General features: G+C 55.3%; 13 protein-coding genes, 1 other RNA gene and 1 pseudogene. 8 read left to right on the top strand and 7 right to left on the bottom strand.

Translation table 11 applies throughout. The features are described from left to right. Positions 1-320 precede the first annotated feature (320 nt). Genes ubiI through HV213_RS05040 form a run of 4 tightly spaced genes read right to left on the bottom strand, consistent with a single transcriptional unit; the run spans position 321 to position 4632 of the window. Entirely contained in the window at positions 321-1523 is a 1203-nt protein-coding gene (gene ubiI / locus HV213_RS05055; protein ID WP_181484925.1) for an FAD-dependent 2-octaprenylphenol hydroxylase, read from the bottom strand. Positions 1524-1533: 10 nt separating this feature from the next. After that, a complete protein-coding gene (ubiH, locus tag HV213_RS05050; protein ID WP_181484924.1) occupies positions 1534-2712 on the bottom strand; it encodes a 2-octaprenyl-6-methoxyphenyl hydroxylase in 1179 nt (392 codons plus the stop codon). Further along, positions 2709-4025, bottom strand: a complete 1317-nt coding sequence (gene pepP / locus HV213_RS05045; RefSeq protein ID WP_181484923.1) for a Xaa-Pro aminopeptidase — start codon at positions 4023-4025, stop codon at positions 2709-2711. The genes ubiH and pepP overlap by 4 nt, the downstream gene beginning before the upstream one ends. A gap of 28 nt (positions 4026-4053) precedes the next feature. Further along, positions 4054-4632, bottom strand: coding sequence for a YecA/YgfB family protein (locus HV213_RS05040; protein ID WP_181484922.1), 579 nt, complete (start codon positions 4630-4632; stop codon positions 4054-4056). 163 nt (positions 4633-4795) lie between these two features. Between HV213_RS05040 and zapA the strand changes: the two genes are divergently transcribed. The 3 genes from zapA (at position 4796) to HV213_RS05025 (ending at position 6058) form a co-directional block, all read left to right on the top strand. After that, on the top strand, positions 4796-5125 hold the full coding sequence (gene zapA, locus HV213_RS05035; RefSeq protein ID WP_110276727.1) for a cell division protein ZapA: 330 nt from the start codon (positions 4796-4798) through the stop codon (positions 5123-5125). A 41-nt stretch (positions 5126-5166) separates the two neighbouring features. Further along, positions 5167-5350, top strand: a non-coding RNA gene (gene ssrS / locus HV213_RS05030) — 6S RNA. A gap of 111 nt (positions 5351-5461) precedes the next feature. Next, a complete protein-coding gene (locus HV213_RS05025) occupies positions 5462-6058 on the top strand; it encodes a 5-formyltetrahydrofolate cyclo-ligase (RefSeq protein WP_181484921.1) in 597 nt (198 codons plus the stop codon). A gap of 504 nt (positions 6059-6562) precedes the next feature. Here HV213_RS05025 and serA read toward each other — a convergent pair. Further along, positions 6563-7795: a phosphoglycerate dehydrogenase gene (serA, locus tag HV213_RS05020; protein ID WP_181484920.1), complete on the bottom strand. Its 1233-nt coding sequence runs from the start codon at positions 7793-7795 to the stop codon at positions 6563-6565. 269 nt (positions 7796-8064) lie between these two features. After that, the gene (gene rpiA, locus HV213_RS05015) at positions 8065-8724 is read right to left on the bottom strand and encodes a ribose-5-phosphate isomerase RpiA (RefSeq protein WP_181484919.1); all 660 of its coding nucleotides are present in this window, start codon (positions 8722-8724) and stop codon (positions 8065-8067) included. A gap of 168 nt (positions 8725-8892) precedes the next feature. Between rpiA and argP the strand changes: the two genes are divergently transcribed. The 5 genes from argP (at position 8893) to HV213_RS04990 (ending at position 15392) form a co-directional block, all read left to right on the top strand. Next, positions 8893-9786 carry a DNA-binding transcriptional regulator ArgP gene (argP, locus tag HV213_RS05010; RefSeq protein WP_110276731.1) on the top strand — a complete coding sequence of 298 codons (894 nt, stop codon included), beginning with the start codon at positions 8893-8895 and terminating at the stop codon, positions 9784-9786. A 200-nt stretch (positions 9787-9986) separates the two neighbouring features. Beyond that, positions 9987-12131: a methylmalonyl-CoA mutase gene (scpA, locus tag HV213_RS05005; RefSeq protein ID WP_181484918.1), complete on the top strand. Its 2145-nt coding sequence runs from the start codon at positions 9987-9989 to the stop codon at positions 12129-12131. Beyond that, positions 12124-13116 (top strand): methylmalonyl Co-A mutase-associated GTPase MeaB, encoded by a 993-nt coding sequence (gene meaB, locus HV213_RS05000; protein ID WP_181484917.1) that lies wholly within the window; start codon positions 12124-12126, stop codon positions 13114-13116. The genes scpA and meaB overlap by 8 nt, the downstream gene beginning before the upstream one ends. Positions 13117-13129: 13 nt before the next feature. Further along, a complete protein-coding gene (scpB, locus tag HV213_RS04995; RefSeq protein ID WP_181484916.1) occupies positions 13130-13915 on the top strand; it encodes a methylmalonyl-CoA decarboxylase in 786 nt (261 codons plus the stop codon). Positions 13916-13925: 10 nt separating this feature from the next. Beyond that, positions 13926-15392, top strand: coding sequence for an acetyl-CoA hydrolase/transferase family protein (locus HV213_RS04990; RefSeq protein ID WP_442788142.1), 1467 nt, complete (start codon positions 13926-13928; stop codon positions 15390-15392). Here the strand turns inward: HV213_RS04990 and srsR are convergent. Continuing rightward, a pseudogene (gene srsR / locus HV213_RS04985) lies at positions 15337-16285 on the bottom strand (LysR family transcriptional regulator SrsR); the annotation flags it as partial. The gene HV213_RS04990 and the pseudogene srsR overlap by 56 nt on opposite strands. Positions 16286-16306: the final 21 nt, after the last annotated feature.

Genomic DNA, 16306 nt, shown 5'->3' with positions numbered 1-16306 from the left:
CTCTTTGGCCAGAACTTACCACCGATACCGGGAGTAAACCATAAGCTGAATCAGGACATCACATTAGCTTATGACCAAAATCCGCCGATGAGCCTACAGAGTTATCAACTAAATTAAAGCGATAGACGCCACATAAAAACAATGTAATGAACCTTAAAGACAGAGGGTAATGATATTTTATGCGAAATTACGCACCTAATTTCTATAACAAAAAAAAGGTAACATTAATAAAACTAATGCGAAAAAAGAGGTGAGATTAGATTATTTCAAATGAGCGGGGAGACCCGGCGCGATGGCCGGGAGAGAGAAGTGTGATGGGCTTAACGTAACCAGGCAGGAAGGTCGTTTAGTCCCATTGCCTGACGGATAAGCTGCGGCTTCACACCGGGCAGCGTGTCCGCCAGCTTAAGGCCGATATCGCGCAGCAGCTTCTTCGCCGGATTGCTGCCGGAGAACATCTCGCGAAAACCCTGCATTCCTGCCAGCATCACTGCGGCGCTATGCTTGCGGCTGCGCTCATAGCGACGCAGATACAAATGCTGACCAATATCTTTTCCCTGCGCATGCAGGCGTTTGAGCTCATCAATCAGCTCGGCGGCATCCATAAAGCCAAGATTGACACCCTGCCCCGCCAACGGATGAATGGTGTGAGCAGCATCGCCAACCAGCGCCAGACGATGGGCGGCGAACTGACGCGCATAGCGGCCCGTCAGCGGGAAAACCTGACGCTCGCTTTCCACCGAGCACAAGCCAAGGCGGTTATCGAAAGCAATATTCAACGCCTGGTTGAAAGCGACTTCGTCCGCCTGCTGCATCCGCTTCGCGTCTTCAGGAGACAGCGACCAGACAATAGAGCAGAGATGCGGATCGCTCAGCGGCAAGAACGCCAGAATCCCTTCGCCGTGGAACGCCTGACGCGCAATCGCTTCGTGCGGCTCTGCGGTACGAATAGTGGCAACCAGCGCATGATGATGATAATCCCAGTAAGTCAGAGGAATATCGGCTTTGTTGCGCAACCATGAATTGGCACCGTCAGCGCCAACCACCAGCCGGGCGGTTAACATGCTGCCGTCCTGCAGGCTCAGAAAAGCCTCGTTCTCGCCCCATGCGACCTGCTGCAGTTGAGCCGGGGCCAACAGGGTGACATCGGAACAGCGCTGAGCTTTCTGCCACAGGGCATGGTGCACCACAGCGTTTTCGATAATATGCCCGAGGTGGCTGAATCCCATGCTCTGGTCATCAAAGCTGATGCGACCAAAACTGTCTTTGTCCCACACTTCCATACCGTGGTAGCGGCTGGCGCGTTGGGCGACAATATCCTGCCAGACATCCAGTTTGCTCAGCAGCTTCTCGCTGGCGGCGTTAATCGCCGATACCCGCAACGCCGGTGGCGCATCCATACCCAGCGGCTGAGGGGTTGCCTGTTCCAGCACCGCCACGCGCAGCCCGCTCCCCTGCAAACCACAGGCAACCGCCAGACCAACCATCCCACCGCCAACAATGGCGACATCAACACTTTGCACGTTTTACTCCTTAACGGGGGACCCAACCGAGGGTACGCTGCGCCAGCGCATCTCGCGCCGGGGTAAATAATTCCATCGCCATCAGGCCCAGGTTGCGCCCCGCGACCAGCGGCGCCCAGCGATTGGCGAACAGATGCACCAGCCCGTCGGTCACGCCGATAGTGGCGGCTTTGTCATCGGCGCGCCGCGCCTGATAGCGGTTCAGAAGCGAGTAATCGCCCGGGTCCTGACCAGCGGCCTGCGCCTGCGACAGCATTTCCGCCAGGCTCATCACATCGCGCAGACCGAGGTTAAAACCCTGTCCGGCAATAGGATGTAACGTTTGTGCCGCATTGCCGACCAGCGCCAGACGATGCGCAACCGTGCGGGTGGCCGAAGTCAGCGATAGCGGATAAACGCTGCGCTTTCCGGCATGGGTAATTTGACCGAGTCGCCAGCCAAACGCTTGCTGAAGCTCATGGCAAAAACGTTCGTCAGACCAGCTCAGCACCTCTTCTTGCCGCGACTGCGGATGACACCACACCAGCGAGCAGCGCCCCTGCGACATCGGCAGCATCGCCAGCGGGCCGTGTTGGGTAAAGCGTTCGAAGGCGCGGCCGTTGTGAGGCAGAGCGGTGCTAACGTTGGCAATAATTGCCAACTGTTCATAGGGTTGCTGCTGCCAGCTGATGCCACAACGAGCCCCCAGAGTGGAGCGAGAGCCGTCTGCCGCCACCAGCAGTTTACCGTGGAGAACCTCGCCGCTGTCCAGAGTCAGGCTTACGCCCTCCCCGCTGCGGCTGACGTCTTCAACTTTTGCCGGGCAGTGCAACGTAATGCCCGGCGCTTTGCGCAGTTGCGCAAACAAGCGCTGGCCCACATCGTGCAGCTCAACCACCTGGCCTAATGCCGCCAGGCCATACTCCTGAGCATCGAGCGTCACAAAACCAGCATGGCCGCGATCGCTGACGTGGACACGCTGAATAGGCGTAGCGCAGTCGGCAATCTCTTGCCAGATACCCACCCGAGCCAGCTGTTGGCAGGTGCCGGCGGCCAGGGCGATAGCGCGGCCATCAAAACCCGGATGCTGCGCGGATTCCGGTGCTGTCGCTTCTACCAGATGCACCGGCAACGTGCCGCTGGTGAAGCGAGAAATGGCTAACGCCAGCGTCGCGCCGGTCATTCCGCCGCCAACAATCAGCACGCTCATGGCTGGCGTGCCGCCGCCATCAGCGCCTCAATCTCATCCGCTTTTTTCACCACGCCAGCGGTGAGGTTCTCATTGCCGTCTTCGGTAATCACGATGTCATCTTCGATACGAATGCCGATACCGCGATACTGAGCCGGAACATCGGCATCCATCGCAATATAGAGTCCCGGTTCGATGGTCAGCACCATCCCTGGTTCGAGGATGCGCGAACGGTCTACGTCATAGTTGCCGACATCATGCACGTCGAGGCCAAGCCAGTGGCTCAGACCATGCATAAAGAAAGGACGATGGGCGTTGTTGGCAATCAGCTCGTCGATATCCCCTTTGAGGATCCCCAGACGCGCCAGGCCAGTAATCATAATCCGCACGACCTGCTGGTTAACCTCGTGAATTGAGGTGCCGGGACGATAGAGCTTCAGCGAGGTTTCCAGCGATTCGAGGACGATATCGTAAATCTCGCGCTGCGCCGGGCTGAACTTGCCGTTAACCGGGAAAGTTCGGGTGATGTCGCCCGCGTAGCCGCGATATTCACAGCCGGCATCGATCAATACCAGATCGCCGTCGCGCAGTTCACATTCGTTTTCAGTGTAGTGCAGGATGCAGCCATTTTCGCCGCCACCAACGATGGTGTTGTAGGAAGGGAAGCGCGCGCCATGGCGGTTGAATTCGTGAAGGATTTCGCCTTCAAGGTGATACTCAAACATGCCCGGGCGACATTTTTCCATGGCGCGGGTGTGGGCCAGCGCGGAAATTTCACCAGCTCGCCGCATCACCTCAAGTTCTTCCGCCGACTTAAACAGGCGCATTTCATGCACCATCGGCCGCCAGTCAATCACCGAGTTCGGCGCTTGCAGATTCTGGCGCACGCCTTTGCGCAGTTTTTCCAGCGCGTTAAACACAATTTCGTCTGCGTAAGCGTATTCACCCTGTGCAAAATAAATAGCATCGAGGCCGTTAAGTATCTGGAATAGCTGCTGATTGATTTCACTAAACGCCAGGGCGCGGTCGACGCCGAGTTTTTCCGGCGCAGCGTCCTGACCAAGACGACGGCCAAACCAAATTTCCGCCGTCAGATCGCGCACGCGGTTAAACAGAACGCTGTGATTATGCGTTTCGTCGCTTTTAATCAAGATAAGGAGCGCTTCTGGCTCGTTAAAGCCGGTGAAGTACCAAAAGTCGCTGCTTTGCCGGTAGGGATATTCCGAATCTGCGCTGCGTACCGCTTCCGGTGCAGCAAAAATTAGCGCTGCGCTGCCTGGCTGCATCTGTGCCAGCAGAGCCTGGCGACGAGAGAGAAATTCCTGCTGAGTCATGACGCCCCCTGAACGATTTAATCAATGATTAGTGTAATGTCGGTTTTTGAACTTCCGGCGCAGTGGGCTTTTGCGTAGAGAAGGTATCGTGGCACAGCAGCGCGGCAACGCGTACGTACTCGATAATCTCTTCGAGGGACATTTCCAGTTCTTCCTGGTCTTCATCCTCGTCGTAGCCTAACTGGGCAATGTTGCGCAGATCGTCTATGGCTTCGCCGGTTTCATCTTTGACCTTATCTAACTTAGGCTGCGTCACGCCCAACCCGAGCAGAAAATGGTTCACCCAACCCGCCAGCGCATCGGCGCGATCGAAAACGCTCACCGCGTCTCCATCCGGCAAATAGAGCTGGAACAGAAAGCCGTCATCTTCCAGCGCATCGCTGGTGGCGGAATGCATGTTACGCAGCGCCTGTGCCAGCTCATGACCAAAAGCAAGACCTTCGTTGGCCAAGTCATGTACCAACGGCTGCCAGCTGCTGTCTTTATTGCCACCGCACAGGATCCCGCTGATCAAACCGTGCATTTCGGCAGGGGTTAATCCCACCCCTTGTTGGTTCAGTAACTGGTCTACGTCGTTGTAACCAGGCATTTCGTTCTGTATAGACATGCGCATTCGTCATCGTTGGGAGGAATTCATGATATGCTACCACTTTGGACCCTGGTGAACCAGAATGGGGCTTGTATCTTCATTCCAGGGTAGCTATAGTGTCGCCCCTTCGCAGACCCGGGCAGGGCGTGAAGGCAGCGCAGTCAATCAGCAGGAAGGTGGCATGTCTGCACAACCCGTAGATCTCCAAATTTTTGGCCGTTCACTACGAGTGAATTGCCCGCCTGAACAAAGGGATGCCTTAAACCAGGCAGCTGACGACCTGAATCAGCGGTTGCAAGATTTAAAAGAACGCACTAGAGTCACAAATACTGAGCAGCTGGTTTTCATCGCCGCGTTGAACATCAGCTACGAATTGGCTCAGGAAAAAGCGAAAACCCGCGACTACGCCGCCAGCATGGAACAGCGTATTCGGATGCTTCAGCAGACCATTGAACAAGCGTTGCTTGAGCAAGGTCGCATAAGCGAAAGACCCGGGCAGAAGTTTGAATAACACTTTGCATTTAACTGTGTTAGAGTAATCGCAAGAACAAAATTTCTCTGAGATGTTTGCAAGCGGGCCAGTCCCCTGAGCCGATATTTCATACCACAAGAATGTGGCGCTCCACGGTTGGTGAGCATGCTCGGTTCGTCCGAGAAGCCTTAAGACTGTGACGACACATTCACCTTGAACCAAGGGTTCAAGGGTTACAGCCTGCGGCGGCATCTCGGAGATTCCCTTCTTTATCGTTCCATCCCCCTGTTTTCATTTTCGGCTCTTGCCTCTTGGTGTATTACACTTGCTTCGTTCGTCTCCTTTGCTCTCGTAACGCTTTTCAGGCAGCCAGGTATGACTCAAATTCCGGATATCCCACTTAGCCGACAACAAATTCGCCAGCAGACTCGCCTGCGTCGACGCGCATTAACGTCAGAGCAGCAAACGCAGTTTGCCCTTCAGGCCGCTGACCGAATGATGGCCTATCCACCGGTTTTACTGGCGCATACCGTTGCAGTGTTTCTCTCGTTTGATGGGGAACTGGATACGCAGCCGCTGATTGAGCAACTGTGGCGGGCGGGTAAACAGGTTTATCTTCCGGTGCTCCACCCTTTCAGCCCGGGTAATCTTCTGTTTCTGCACTACCATCCGAGCAGCTGCCTGGTAGTGAATCGTTTGAAAATCCGCGAGCCAAAGCTTGACGTGCGCGATGTCCTTCCCCTTAGCCAACTGGATGTTCTGATTACGCCGCTGGTGGCGTTTGATGCCGTTGGGCAGCGCCTGGGAATGGGCGGCGGATTTTATGACCGGACGCTGCAAAACTGGCGGCAGTATCATCTACAGCCGGTCGGCTACGCCCACGACTGCCAGCAGGTCGAAACGCTGCCAACGGAGCAGTGGGATATCCCGCTGCCCGCAGTGGTTACGCCAGCAAAAACCTGGCTCTGGTAGAGCGTCGGCCCCATTGACATTGCTTTTTTTTTAACCTAAATTCTCGGGTAAAGGGTGAGGGAGGCGAACCTCCCTCCTGCTTCCTCTCTGTTAATATGCTGGCCAGGCGATGATTAACAGGATAAGCAACATGATGAGTAGTCTCATCATCGTCCCTTTCCTCTTATACCCGTCATACTTCAAGTTGCATGTGCGTTGGCTTCACTCGCTCACCCCAGTCACTTACTCATGTAAGCTCCTGGGGACTCCCTCACTTGCCGCCTTCTTGAAACTTGAATTATTTAGGGTATTGAGCCCCAGCTTCGCCAGGGGCTTTCCCGTATCAGCCTCATGCTGCGCCCTTATCGTAATTCCCTTTCTTTCAGGCACAACGACATCTATCGGCTTTAATCGCCGTTTGCGGCAAGCCTCGCAAAGAGTTTGTATGAGCGCGGGAAATTTCAGAAATGGGGGTTCGGAAAAGAAAAAGGGCAGGTCAACAACCTGCCCACAGGCAAAAAATGATTAGAACAACAAACGTGCGCGAATAGTACCTGGAATCGCTTTCATTGCCTGCAGCGCCTGCTGCGCGACATCTTCTTCCGCTTCGATATCAATAACCACATAGCCCATCTGCGGGGTGGTTTGCAGATACTGGGCCGCAATGTTAATGCTCTGGGCGGCAAAAATCTGGTTGAGAGCAGTCAGTACGCCCGGACGGTTTTCATGGATGTGCAGCAGACGGCGACCGCCGTGCAGCGGCAGCGACACTTCCGGGAAGTTAACCGCAGAAAGCGTTGAACCGTTATCGGAGTACTTCGCCAGCTTGCCAGCTACTTCCAGACCGATATTTTCCTGCGCTTCCTGGGTTGATCCGCCAATATGCGGAGTCAGGATCACGTTGTCGAACTCACACAGCGGAGAGTTGAATGGATCGGTGTTGGTCGCCGGTTCAGTCGGGAATACGTCAATCGCTGCGCCTGCCAGGTGGTTGCTTGCCAGCACATCGCACAGCGCCGGGATATCCACCACGGTACCGCGAGAGGCGTTAATCAGCAGCGCGCCCGGTTTCATCAGCGCCAGTTCTTCTGCGCCAATCATGTTCTTGGTGGAGGCGTTTTCCGGCACGTGCAGGCTCACCACATCGCTCATATTCAACAGATCAGAGAGATGCTGAACCTGAGTGGCATTACCTAATGGCAGTTTGCTTTCAATATCATAGAAATAAACGTGCATTCCCAGCGATTCTGCCAGAATACCCAACTGGGTACCGATATGGCCATAGCCGATAATACCCAGTTTTTTGCCGCGCGCTTCAAAGCTGCCGACAGCCAATTTGTTCCAGACACCGCGGTGCGCTTTGGCGTTTGCCGCCGGTACGCCACGCAGCATCAGTAGCAGTTCGCCGATCACCAGTTCAGCAACAGAGCGGGTATTTGAGAACGGCGCGTTAAACACCGGAATACCGCGTTTTGCCGCCGCATTCAAATCAACCTGATTGGTACCGATACAGAAACAACCGACCGCAACCAGCTTTTCCGCCGCCGCGAAGATCTCTTCAGTCAGGTGAGTACGGGAACGCAGGCCGATGAAATGGGCATCACGGATCGACGCTTTCAGCTCTTCGCTGTCCAGCGCGCCTTTGTGAAATTCGATGTTGGTGTAGCCTGCAGCGCGGAGGTTATCCACCGCTTTTTGATGCACACCTTCAACCAGTAGAAATTTAATCTTGTCTTTTTCCAGTGATACCTTAGCCATTTCCCCGTCCTGTTTTTGTCTTATCTGATGTCGTGCGGAACGAAAGTTCTTCTCAGCAACATATCAAAAAAAACTATTGCGGCAATATGAACGTTTGCGTCGACGACCTGAAGAAATATCACACAGAGGGAAATGACAGGACAAAACACCAGAAAGTAAAAGAAAGGTAGATTGTTAATGACATCCGCCGCATAAATGTGACAGAAGTCACCAAAATCGTCCTGACAAAAAAATATTTACGAGGGAGCCATTCACTCCCCCTGATCAGACTATTTAGTGATAGTTTTTACACCATCGGCGGTTCCGATCAACGCCACGTCAGCGCCACGATTAGCGAACAAACCAACGGTAACGACGCCTGGAATGCCGTTAATCGCATTTTCCAGCGCGATAGCATCCAGAATCTCCAGGCTAAATACATCGAGGATCACGTTGCCGTTATCGGTCACTACGCCCTGACGATACTCCGGACGACCACCAAGCTTAACCAGTTCACGCGCGACTGCGCTACGCGCCATCGGAATCACTTCCACCGGCAGCGGGAATTTGCCCAAAATATCGACCTGTTTAGACGCATCGGCGATACAAATAAACTTATCCGCGACCGAGGCGATAATCTTCTCACGCGTCAGCGCTGCGCCACCACCTTTGATCATCTGCATATGGCCGTTGATTTCATCAGCACCGTCAACGTAAACGCCAAGACTATCCACTTCGTTGAGATCAAACACATGAATGCCGAGGCCTTTCAGTTTTTCAGTCGAAGCATCAGAGCTGGAAACCGCGCCTTCAATCTGCCCTTTCATGGTGCCCAGCGCATCAATAAAATGCGCCGCCGTGGAGCCAGTGCCGACTCCAACAATGGTGCCAGGTTGTACATACTGCAATGCCGCCCAGCCTACCGCTTTTTTCAGTTCATCTTGCGTCATGATTATGGTCCGAGATGTGAATTCCTGTGGCGCATTATAGAACATCAAGGGTGCCATTGTCCCTGCGACGGGGATCACACAACTGAGTAGATCATTTTTCGTCTTCATCAAAAACAAATTTATGTCATAGTGCAAGTTAACGAAAAGTACTAGGGGTACGCCAGATCAATGAAACGACCGGACTACAGAACACTACAAGCGCTGGACGCGGTAATCAGGGAACGAGGGTTTGAGCGCGCCGCGCAGAAGCTTTGTATTACACAGTCCGCCGTCTCTCAGCGTATCAAACAGCTGGAAAATATGTTTGGGCAGCCGCTGCTGGTGCGTACCGTCCCGCCGCGTCCGACCGAACAAGGGCAAAAGCTATTGGCCCTGCTGCGCCAGGTTGAGCTGCTGGAAGAAGAGTGGCTGGGCGATGAGCAGACCGGTGCTACGCCGCTGCTGCTGTCATTGGCGGTCAACGCCGACAGCCTGGCGACCTGGCTGCTGCCCGCGCTTTCCAGCGTACTTTCCGACTCGCCTATTCGTCTGAACCTGCAGGTCGAAGATGAAACCCGGACCCAGGAACGCCTGCGCCGTGGCGAAGTGGTTGGTGCAGTCAGTATCCAGCCGCAGGCGCTGCCAAGCTGTCTGGTCGATCAGCTCGGGGCTCTGGACTACCTGTTCGTCGCCTCCAAAGAATTTGCACAACGCTATTTCCCTAACGGCGTGACCCGCTCGGCGCTGCTCAAAGCCCCGGTAGTCGCATTCGATCATCTTGATGATATGCATCAGGCCTTTTTGCAACAGAACTTCGACTTACCACCGGGTAGCGTACCCTGCCATATCGTTAACTCCTCTGAGGCCTTTGTGCAACTGGCCCGTCAGGGGACAACCTGCTGTATGATCCCGCACTTGCAGATTGAGAAAGAGCTGAACAGCGGCGAGCTTATTAACCTCACCCCTGGCCTGTTCCAGCGCCGGATGCTCTACTGGCACCGTTTCGCGCCAGAAAGCCGCATGATGCGCCGGGTCACCGATGCGCTGATCGCTTACGGCCACAAAGTGTTAAGACAAGATTAAGCCTCGCCAGCAGGCCGGATCCATCCGGCCTGCATGACCCACCATCTCCACATCACGTCTTTGAAATACATCACAAAATAAAATATTCCATGCGGCAAAAAACGACGCATTGATGGCTATTTTTTGCTGGCGACAAGGATCGTTAAAAAGCTCACCGTATTCGCAATACCTTATTTTAATTGTGGAATATGGAGCACAAAATGTCAGACTTGCAGGAGTGGCGGACACTCGCCAATAAGGAACTGAGTCGACGGGAAAAAACCGTTGAGTCTTTGGTAAAACAGACGGCAGAAGGGATTGCCATCAAACCACTGTATACCGAAGCCGACCTCGATAATCTGGAGGTCACTGGCACGCTTCCCGGCCTGGCACCTTACGTTCGCGGCCCGCGAGCTACCATGTATACCGCCCAGCCGTGGACCATCCGTCAGTACGCCGGTTTCTCCACCGCCAAAGAGTCCAACGCCTTTTACCGCCGCAACCTCGCCGCCGGGCAAAAAGGGCTTTCCGTCGCTTTCGATCTCGCCACCCATCGCGGTTACGACTCCGATAACCCGCGTGTGGCGGGCGACGTTGGTAAAGCGGGCGTCGCCATCGATACCGTCGAAGACATGAAGGTGCTGTTCGACCAGATCCCGCTGGATAAGATGTCCGTATCGATGACCATGAACGGCGCGGTGCTGCCGGTGCTGGCGTTTTACATCGTGGCGGCGCAGGAGCAGGGCGTGGCGCCGGAACTGCTTACCGGGACGATCCAGAACGATATTCTGAAAGAGTACCTGTGTCGCAACACCTATATTTACCCGCCGAAGCCATCGATGCGCATTATCGCCGACATCATCGCCTGGTGTTCAGACAACATGCCGCGCTTTAACACCATCAGCATCAGCGGCTATCACATGGGCGAAGCGGGTGCTAACTGCGTGCAGCAGGTGGCGTTCACCCTCGCTGATGGGATTGAGTACATCAGGGCCGCGCTCTCCGCCGGGCTGAAAATCGACGATTTTGCCCCACGCCTGTCGTTCTTCTTCGGCATCGGCATGGATCTGTTTATGAACGTCGCCATGCTGCGCGCTGCACGCTATCTGTGGAGCGAAGCGGTCAGCGGTTTTGGCGCGACCAATCCGAAGTCGCTGGCGCTGCGCACCCACTGCCAGACCTCCGGCTGGAGCCTGACCGAGCAAGATCCGTACAATAACGTGATCCGCACCACCATCGAAGCGCTCGGCGCTACGCTTGGCGGCACCCAGTCGCTGCACACCAACGCCTTCGACGAGGCGCTCGGTTTGCCCACCGACTTTTCCGCCCGCATCGCACGCAATACGCAGATCATCATTCAGGAGGAGTCGGAGATCTGCCGCACCGTCGATCCGCTGGCCGGTTCTTACTACGTGGAGTCGCTGACCGATCAGATCGTCAAGCAGGCGCGGGCCATCATCGAAAAGATCGACGAAGCAGGCGGCATGGCAAAGGCCATCGAAGCGGGCCTGCCGAAGCGGATGATCGAAGAAGCCTCCGCCCGCGAGCAGTCGCTGATCGACCAGGGCAAGCGCGTTATCGTCGGCGTCAACAAGTACAAGCTGGAGAAAGAGGACGAAACGGCGGTGCTGGAGATCGACAACGTTAAGGTGCGCAACGAGCAAATCGCCTCGCTGGAACGTATTCGCGCCACCCGTGACGATACGGCAGTAAAATCCGCGCTGAGCGCCCTCACCCACGCCGCACAGCATAATGAAAACCTGCTAGCCGCCGCCGTTAACGCCGCCCGCGTTCGCGCCACGCTCGGTGAGATTTCCGACGCGCTGGAAGCCGCGTTTGACCGTTATCTGGTGCCCAGCCAGTGCGTCACCGGAGTCATTGCGCAAAGCTACCACCAGTCTGATAAATCCGCCGGCGAGTTTGACGCCATTGTTGCGCAAACTGACCAGTTCCTGGCAGAGAACGGCCGCCGTCCGCGTATTCTGATCGCCAAGATGGGCCAGGACGGCCACGATCGCGGGGCCAAAGTGATCGCCAGCGCCTATTCCGATCTCGGCTTCGATGTCGATCTCAGCCCGATGTTCTCCACGCCCGATGAGATCGCCCGTCTGGCGGTGGAAAACGACGTGCACGTGGTTGGCGCGTCGTCGCTGGCGGCGGGCCACAAAACGTTGATTCCTGAACTGATTACGGCACTGAAAAAATGGGGTCGTGATGATATCTGCGTCATCGCCGGCGGCGTGATCCCGCCGCAGGATTACGCCTTCCTGCATGAGCATGGCGTAGCGGCCATTTACGGCCCCGGCACGCCGATGCTGGAGAGCGTGCGCGACGTGTTGAACCGGATTAGTCAGCATCATGATTAATGAATCCACTCTTGTTGATGCTATCCGTCGGCTGCGGCTTGGGGAGCGCGCCACGCTCGCCCAGGCCATGACGCTGGTAGAAAGCCAGCATTCCCGGCATCAGGCGCTAAGCACCCAACTGCTGGACGCCATTATGCCGTTCACCGGTAACGCGCTGCGCTTGGGCATCACCGGCACGCCGGGGGCCGGAAAAAGCACCTTTCTGGAAACCTTTGGCATGTTGCTAATCCGTGAGGGGTTAAGGGTCGCGGTGATTGCAGTCGATCCCAGCAGTCCGGTCAGCGGCGGCAGCATCCTCGGCGATAAAACCCGGATGGTTGAGCTCTCGCGCTCGGACAGCGCGTTTATCCGCCCGGTCCCTTCCAGCGGACACCTGGGCGGCGCAAGCCAGCGCGCTCGTGAATTAATGCTGCTGTGCGAAGCGGCGGGTTACGACGTGGTGATCGTCGAAACCGTCGGCGTCGGGCAGTCAGAGACGGAGGTCGCCCGCTTGGTGGACTGCTTTATCTCGCTGCAAATCGCCGGTGGGGGCGACGACCTCCAGGGCATCAAGAAGGGAATTATGGAGATGGCGGATTTGGTGGTCATTAATAAAGACGATGGCAATAACCACGCCAGCGTCGCCATCGCCCGCCATATGTACGAATCCGCGCTACATATATTGCGCCGCAAATACGCTGAGTGGCAGCCGCACGTTCTGAGCTGTAGCGCGCTGGAAAAACGCGGTATCGAAGAAATCTGGCTCGCCATCCTCGACTTCAGAACGGCGCTGACCGCCAGCGGCAGCCTGGAAAAACTGCGCCAACAGCAGGCGGTGGAGTGGCTGCAAAAGCAGACGGAAACGGAAGCTCTGCACCAGCTCTTTGCCCGTACCGACTTCGAGCACTACTTCCAGCAGACGCTACAGGCCGTCAAAAATAACAGCCTCTCGCCGCGCACCGGACTGCGGCAGATCAGCGAATTTCTCCAGAATCATTACTTTTAATGCAAGGATATTTATGTCTTATCAATATGTTAATGTTGAAATTATCCAGAAAGTTGCGGTCATTGAGTTCAACTACGCCCGCAAGCTCAATGCCCTGAGCAAGGTGTTTATTGACGATCTGATGCAGGCGCTAAGCGATCTCAACAAGCCGGAAATTCGCTGCGTTATTTTACGTGCCCCGAGCGGAGCAAAGGTATTCTCCGCAGGCCATGATATCCATGAGTTGCCCGCCGGGCGGCGCGATCCGCTTTCGTATGACGATCCGCTACGCCAAATCACCCGCATGATCCAAAAATACCCGAAGCCGGTGATCTCAATGGTTGAAGGCAGCGTCTGGGGCGGTGCATTTGAGATGATCATGAGTTCCGATCTGATTATTTCTGCCAGCACCTCAACCTTCTCAATGACCCCGGTCAACCTCGGCGTACCGTACAACCTGGTCGGCATCCACAACCTTACCCGCGACGCAGGTTTCCATATCGTTAAAGAGCTAATTTTCACCGCCCTGCCGATTACCGCCCAGCGCGCGCTGGCAGTCGGCATTCTCAACCACGTCGTGGAGGTTGAAGAGCTGGAGGATTTCACCCTCCAGATGGCGCACCACATCTCGGAAAAAGCGCCGCTGGCCATCACGGTAATAAAGGAAGAGCTGCGCGTGCTTGGCGAAGCGCACACCATGAATTCCGATGAGTTCGAACGTATTCAGGGGATGCGCCGCGCCGTTTACGACAGTGAGGATTATCAGGAAGGCATGAGCGCGTTTATGGAAAAACGTAAACCTAATTTCATCGGCCATTAAGGAGAGCAAAATGAAACGGATGAGCGCCGATGAAGCGGCGGAGATTATCCAGCATGACCAGATGGTTGCGTTCAGCGGGTTCACGCCCGCCGGTTCGCCCAAGGCCCTGCCTGCTGCCATTGCCCGCCGCGCCAGCGAACTGCATCAGATGCAACAGCCTTTTCAGATTCGTTTGCTAACCGGGGCGTCAATTAGTGCAGCGGCGGATGATGCCCTATCAGAAGCCGACGCCGTCTCGTGGCGCGCACCGTATCAGACCGCCTCCGGTCTGCGGCAAAAAATCAATCAGGGGAGAGTGAAATTTGTCGACCTGCACCTGAGCGAAGTGGCGCAGATGGTCAACTACGGCTTCTTTGGCGATATTGACGTTGCGGTGATCGAGGCTTCAGCCATTGCGCCGGATGGACGAGTCTGGCTCTCTAGCGGGATCGGCAATGCGCCAACCTGGCTGCTGCGGGCGAAAAAAGTGATCATTGAGCTTAATCACTACCACAGCCCGCGAGTTGCTGAGCTGGCTGATATCGTGATCCCCGGCGCGCCGCCGCGTCGCAATAGCGTCTCTATTTTTCACACCATGGATCGCGTAGGCAGCCAGTACGTACAGATCGATCCGAAAAAGATTGTTGCGGTGGTGGAGACCGAGCTGCCCGATGCAGGTAACGCACTGGAGAAGAGCAACCCTTTCTGCCAGCAAATCGCCGATAATGTAGTGACATTTTTGCTCAATGAGATGGCGCAGGGACGGATCCCGTCTGAGTTTCTGCCGCTACAAAGCGGGGTTGGCAATATCAACAACGCGGTAATGGCGCGGCTTGGCGAAAACCCGGATATTCCGCCGTTTACGATGTATTCAGAGGTTTTGCAGGAGTCGGTGGTACATCTGCTGGAAAGCGGAAAAATCACCGGGGCCAGCGCCTCCAGCCTGACGGTCTCCGCCGATTCACTGCACAAGATTTACGACAATATGGATTTCTTCGCCAGCCGCATCGTGCTGCGCCCGCAGGAGATCTCCAATAATCCGGAGATCATCCGCCGTTTGGGGGTAATCGCGCTGAACGTCGGGCTGGAGTTTGATATCTACGGTCACGCCAACTCCACCCACGTGGCTGGGGTGAATCTGATGAACGGCATCGGCGGCAGCGGCGATTTCGAGCGCAACGCCTATCTCTCCATTTTCATGGCCCCCTCAATTGCCAAGGACGGGAAGATTTCGACGATAGTGCCGATGTGCAGCCATGTCGATCACAGCGAACACAGCGTGAAAGTCATCATCACCGAGCAAGGGATTGCCGACCTGCGAGGGCTGTCGCCGCTACAGCGGGCGTACACGATTATCGAAAATTGCGCGCATCCGCTCTATCGGAGCTACCTGCATCGCTATCTGGAAAATGCGCCCGGCGGGCATATCCATCACGACCTCCGCCACGCGTTCGATCTGCACCGTAACTTAATTGAGTACGGCTCGATGCTCGGTTAATTCGCCGTGCCGTCACGATCTTCAGTAATGTGCTGAAGCATCGTGGCGGTATAGCGATGGTTTTTCAGCGAGTAGAGATACTCCTGCATATACATTGGGCTACCGGGCGCGTCGAAGTACTTCAGCTTCGCCGGGTTCACCAGACGCCAGGCAAAATGCGGGATCACCGTCAGAAACTGTCCGCGCTCCACGGCGCTGATCTTGGCCATAAAGCTGTAAGGCCGATAGATGACAGTGGGATTAATTCCGCATGGGCGCATATAAGCATCCAGCATCGCCTCAAAATTCGCCCGGTTCTGGAAGCGCATTTGCAACCAGGGTAGCTCACGCAAAAGCTCTTGCGGTGGCTTATCTTCGTAACGACGGGAAACAAGAAACCCCAGCCGCAAAGGTGCAAGCTCGGTGATGGTCAGATTTTCTAGCTCCTGAACGCGAGCGGAAACGTGCTGTGGCGAGATAATAAAATCGAGCTGATGGTCAAACAGATTATCAATCACCCCATTTTCGCTGAACTCCACCGCCTGCGCGGTGACGCCATCGTATTTATCGCCGAGGCTTATCAGCTGATCAAAAATAATGGTGGGATACGTGTTGTCGATACCGATGACAATATTGCGCGAACGGTGCGTAGAGTGATGGATTTCGTTATCAATTGCCGATAAGCGCTGATAAATCGGAAACAGCTTCTGATAAAGCTCCTGCCCAGCCTTATTCAGGCTGATGCTGTTATCTTTGCGGGTAAACAGCGTATAGCCAATTTGATCCTCCAGCGCGGCGATGCTTTTGCCAAAGGGGGAAGCGGTCATATGTATTTTTTCCGCCGCTCTGGCGATGTTATTGGTCTGCGCCAACAGAATAAAATTGCGCATTTTTTTCGAAATAAAGATATCCATGTTTACCTCATCAAGGGACAG

It is taken from the genome of Klebsiella sp. RHBSTW-00484 (assembly GCF_013705725.1).
Lineage (GTDB): Bacteria > Pseudomonadota > Gammaproteobacteria > Enterobacterales > Enterobacteriaceae > Klebsiella.
The sequence above is the reverse complement of the archived record's forward strand: the minus strand, read 5'-3'. Positions and strand labels throughout refer to the sequence as shown.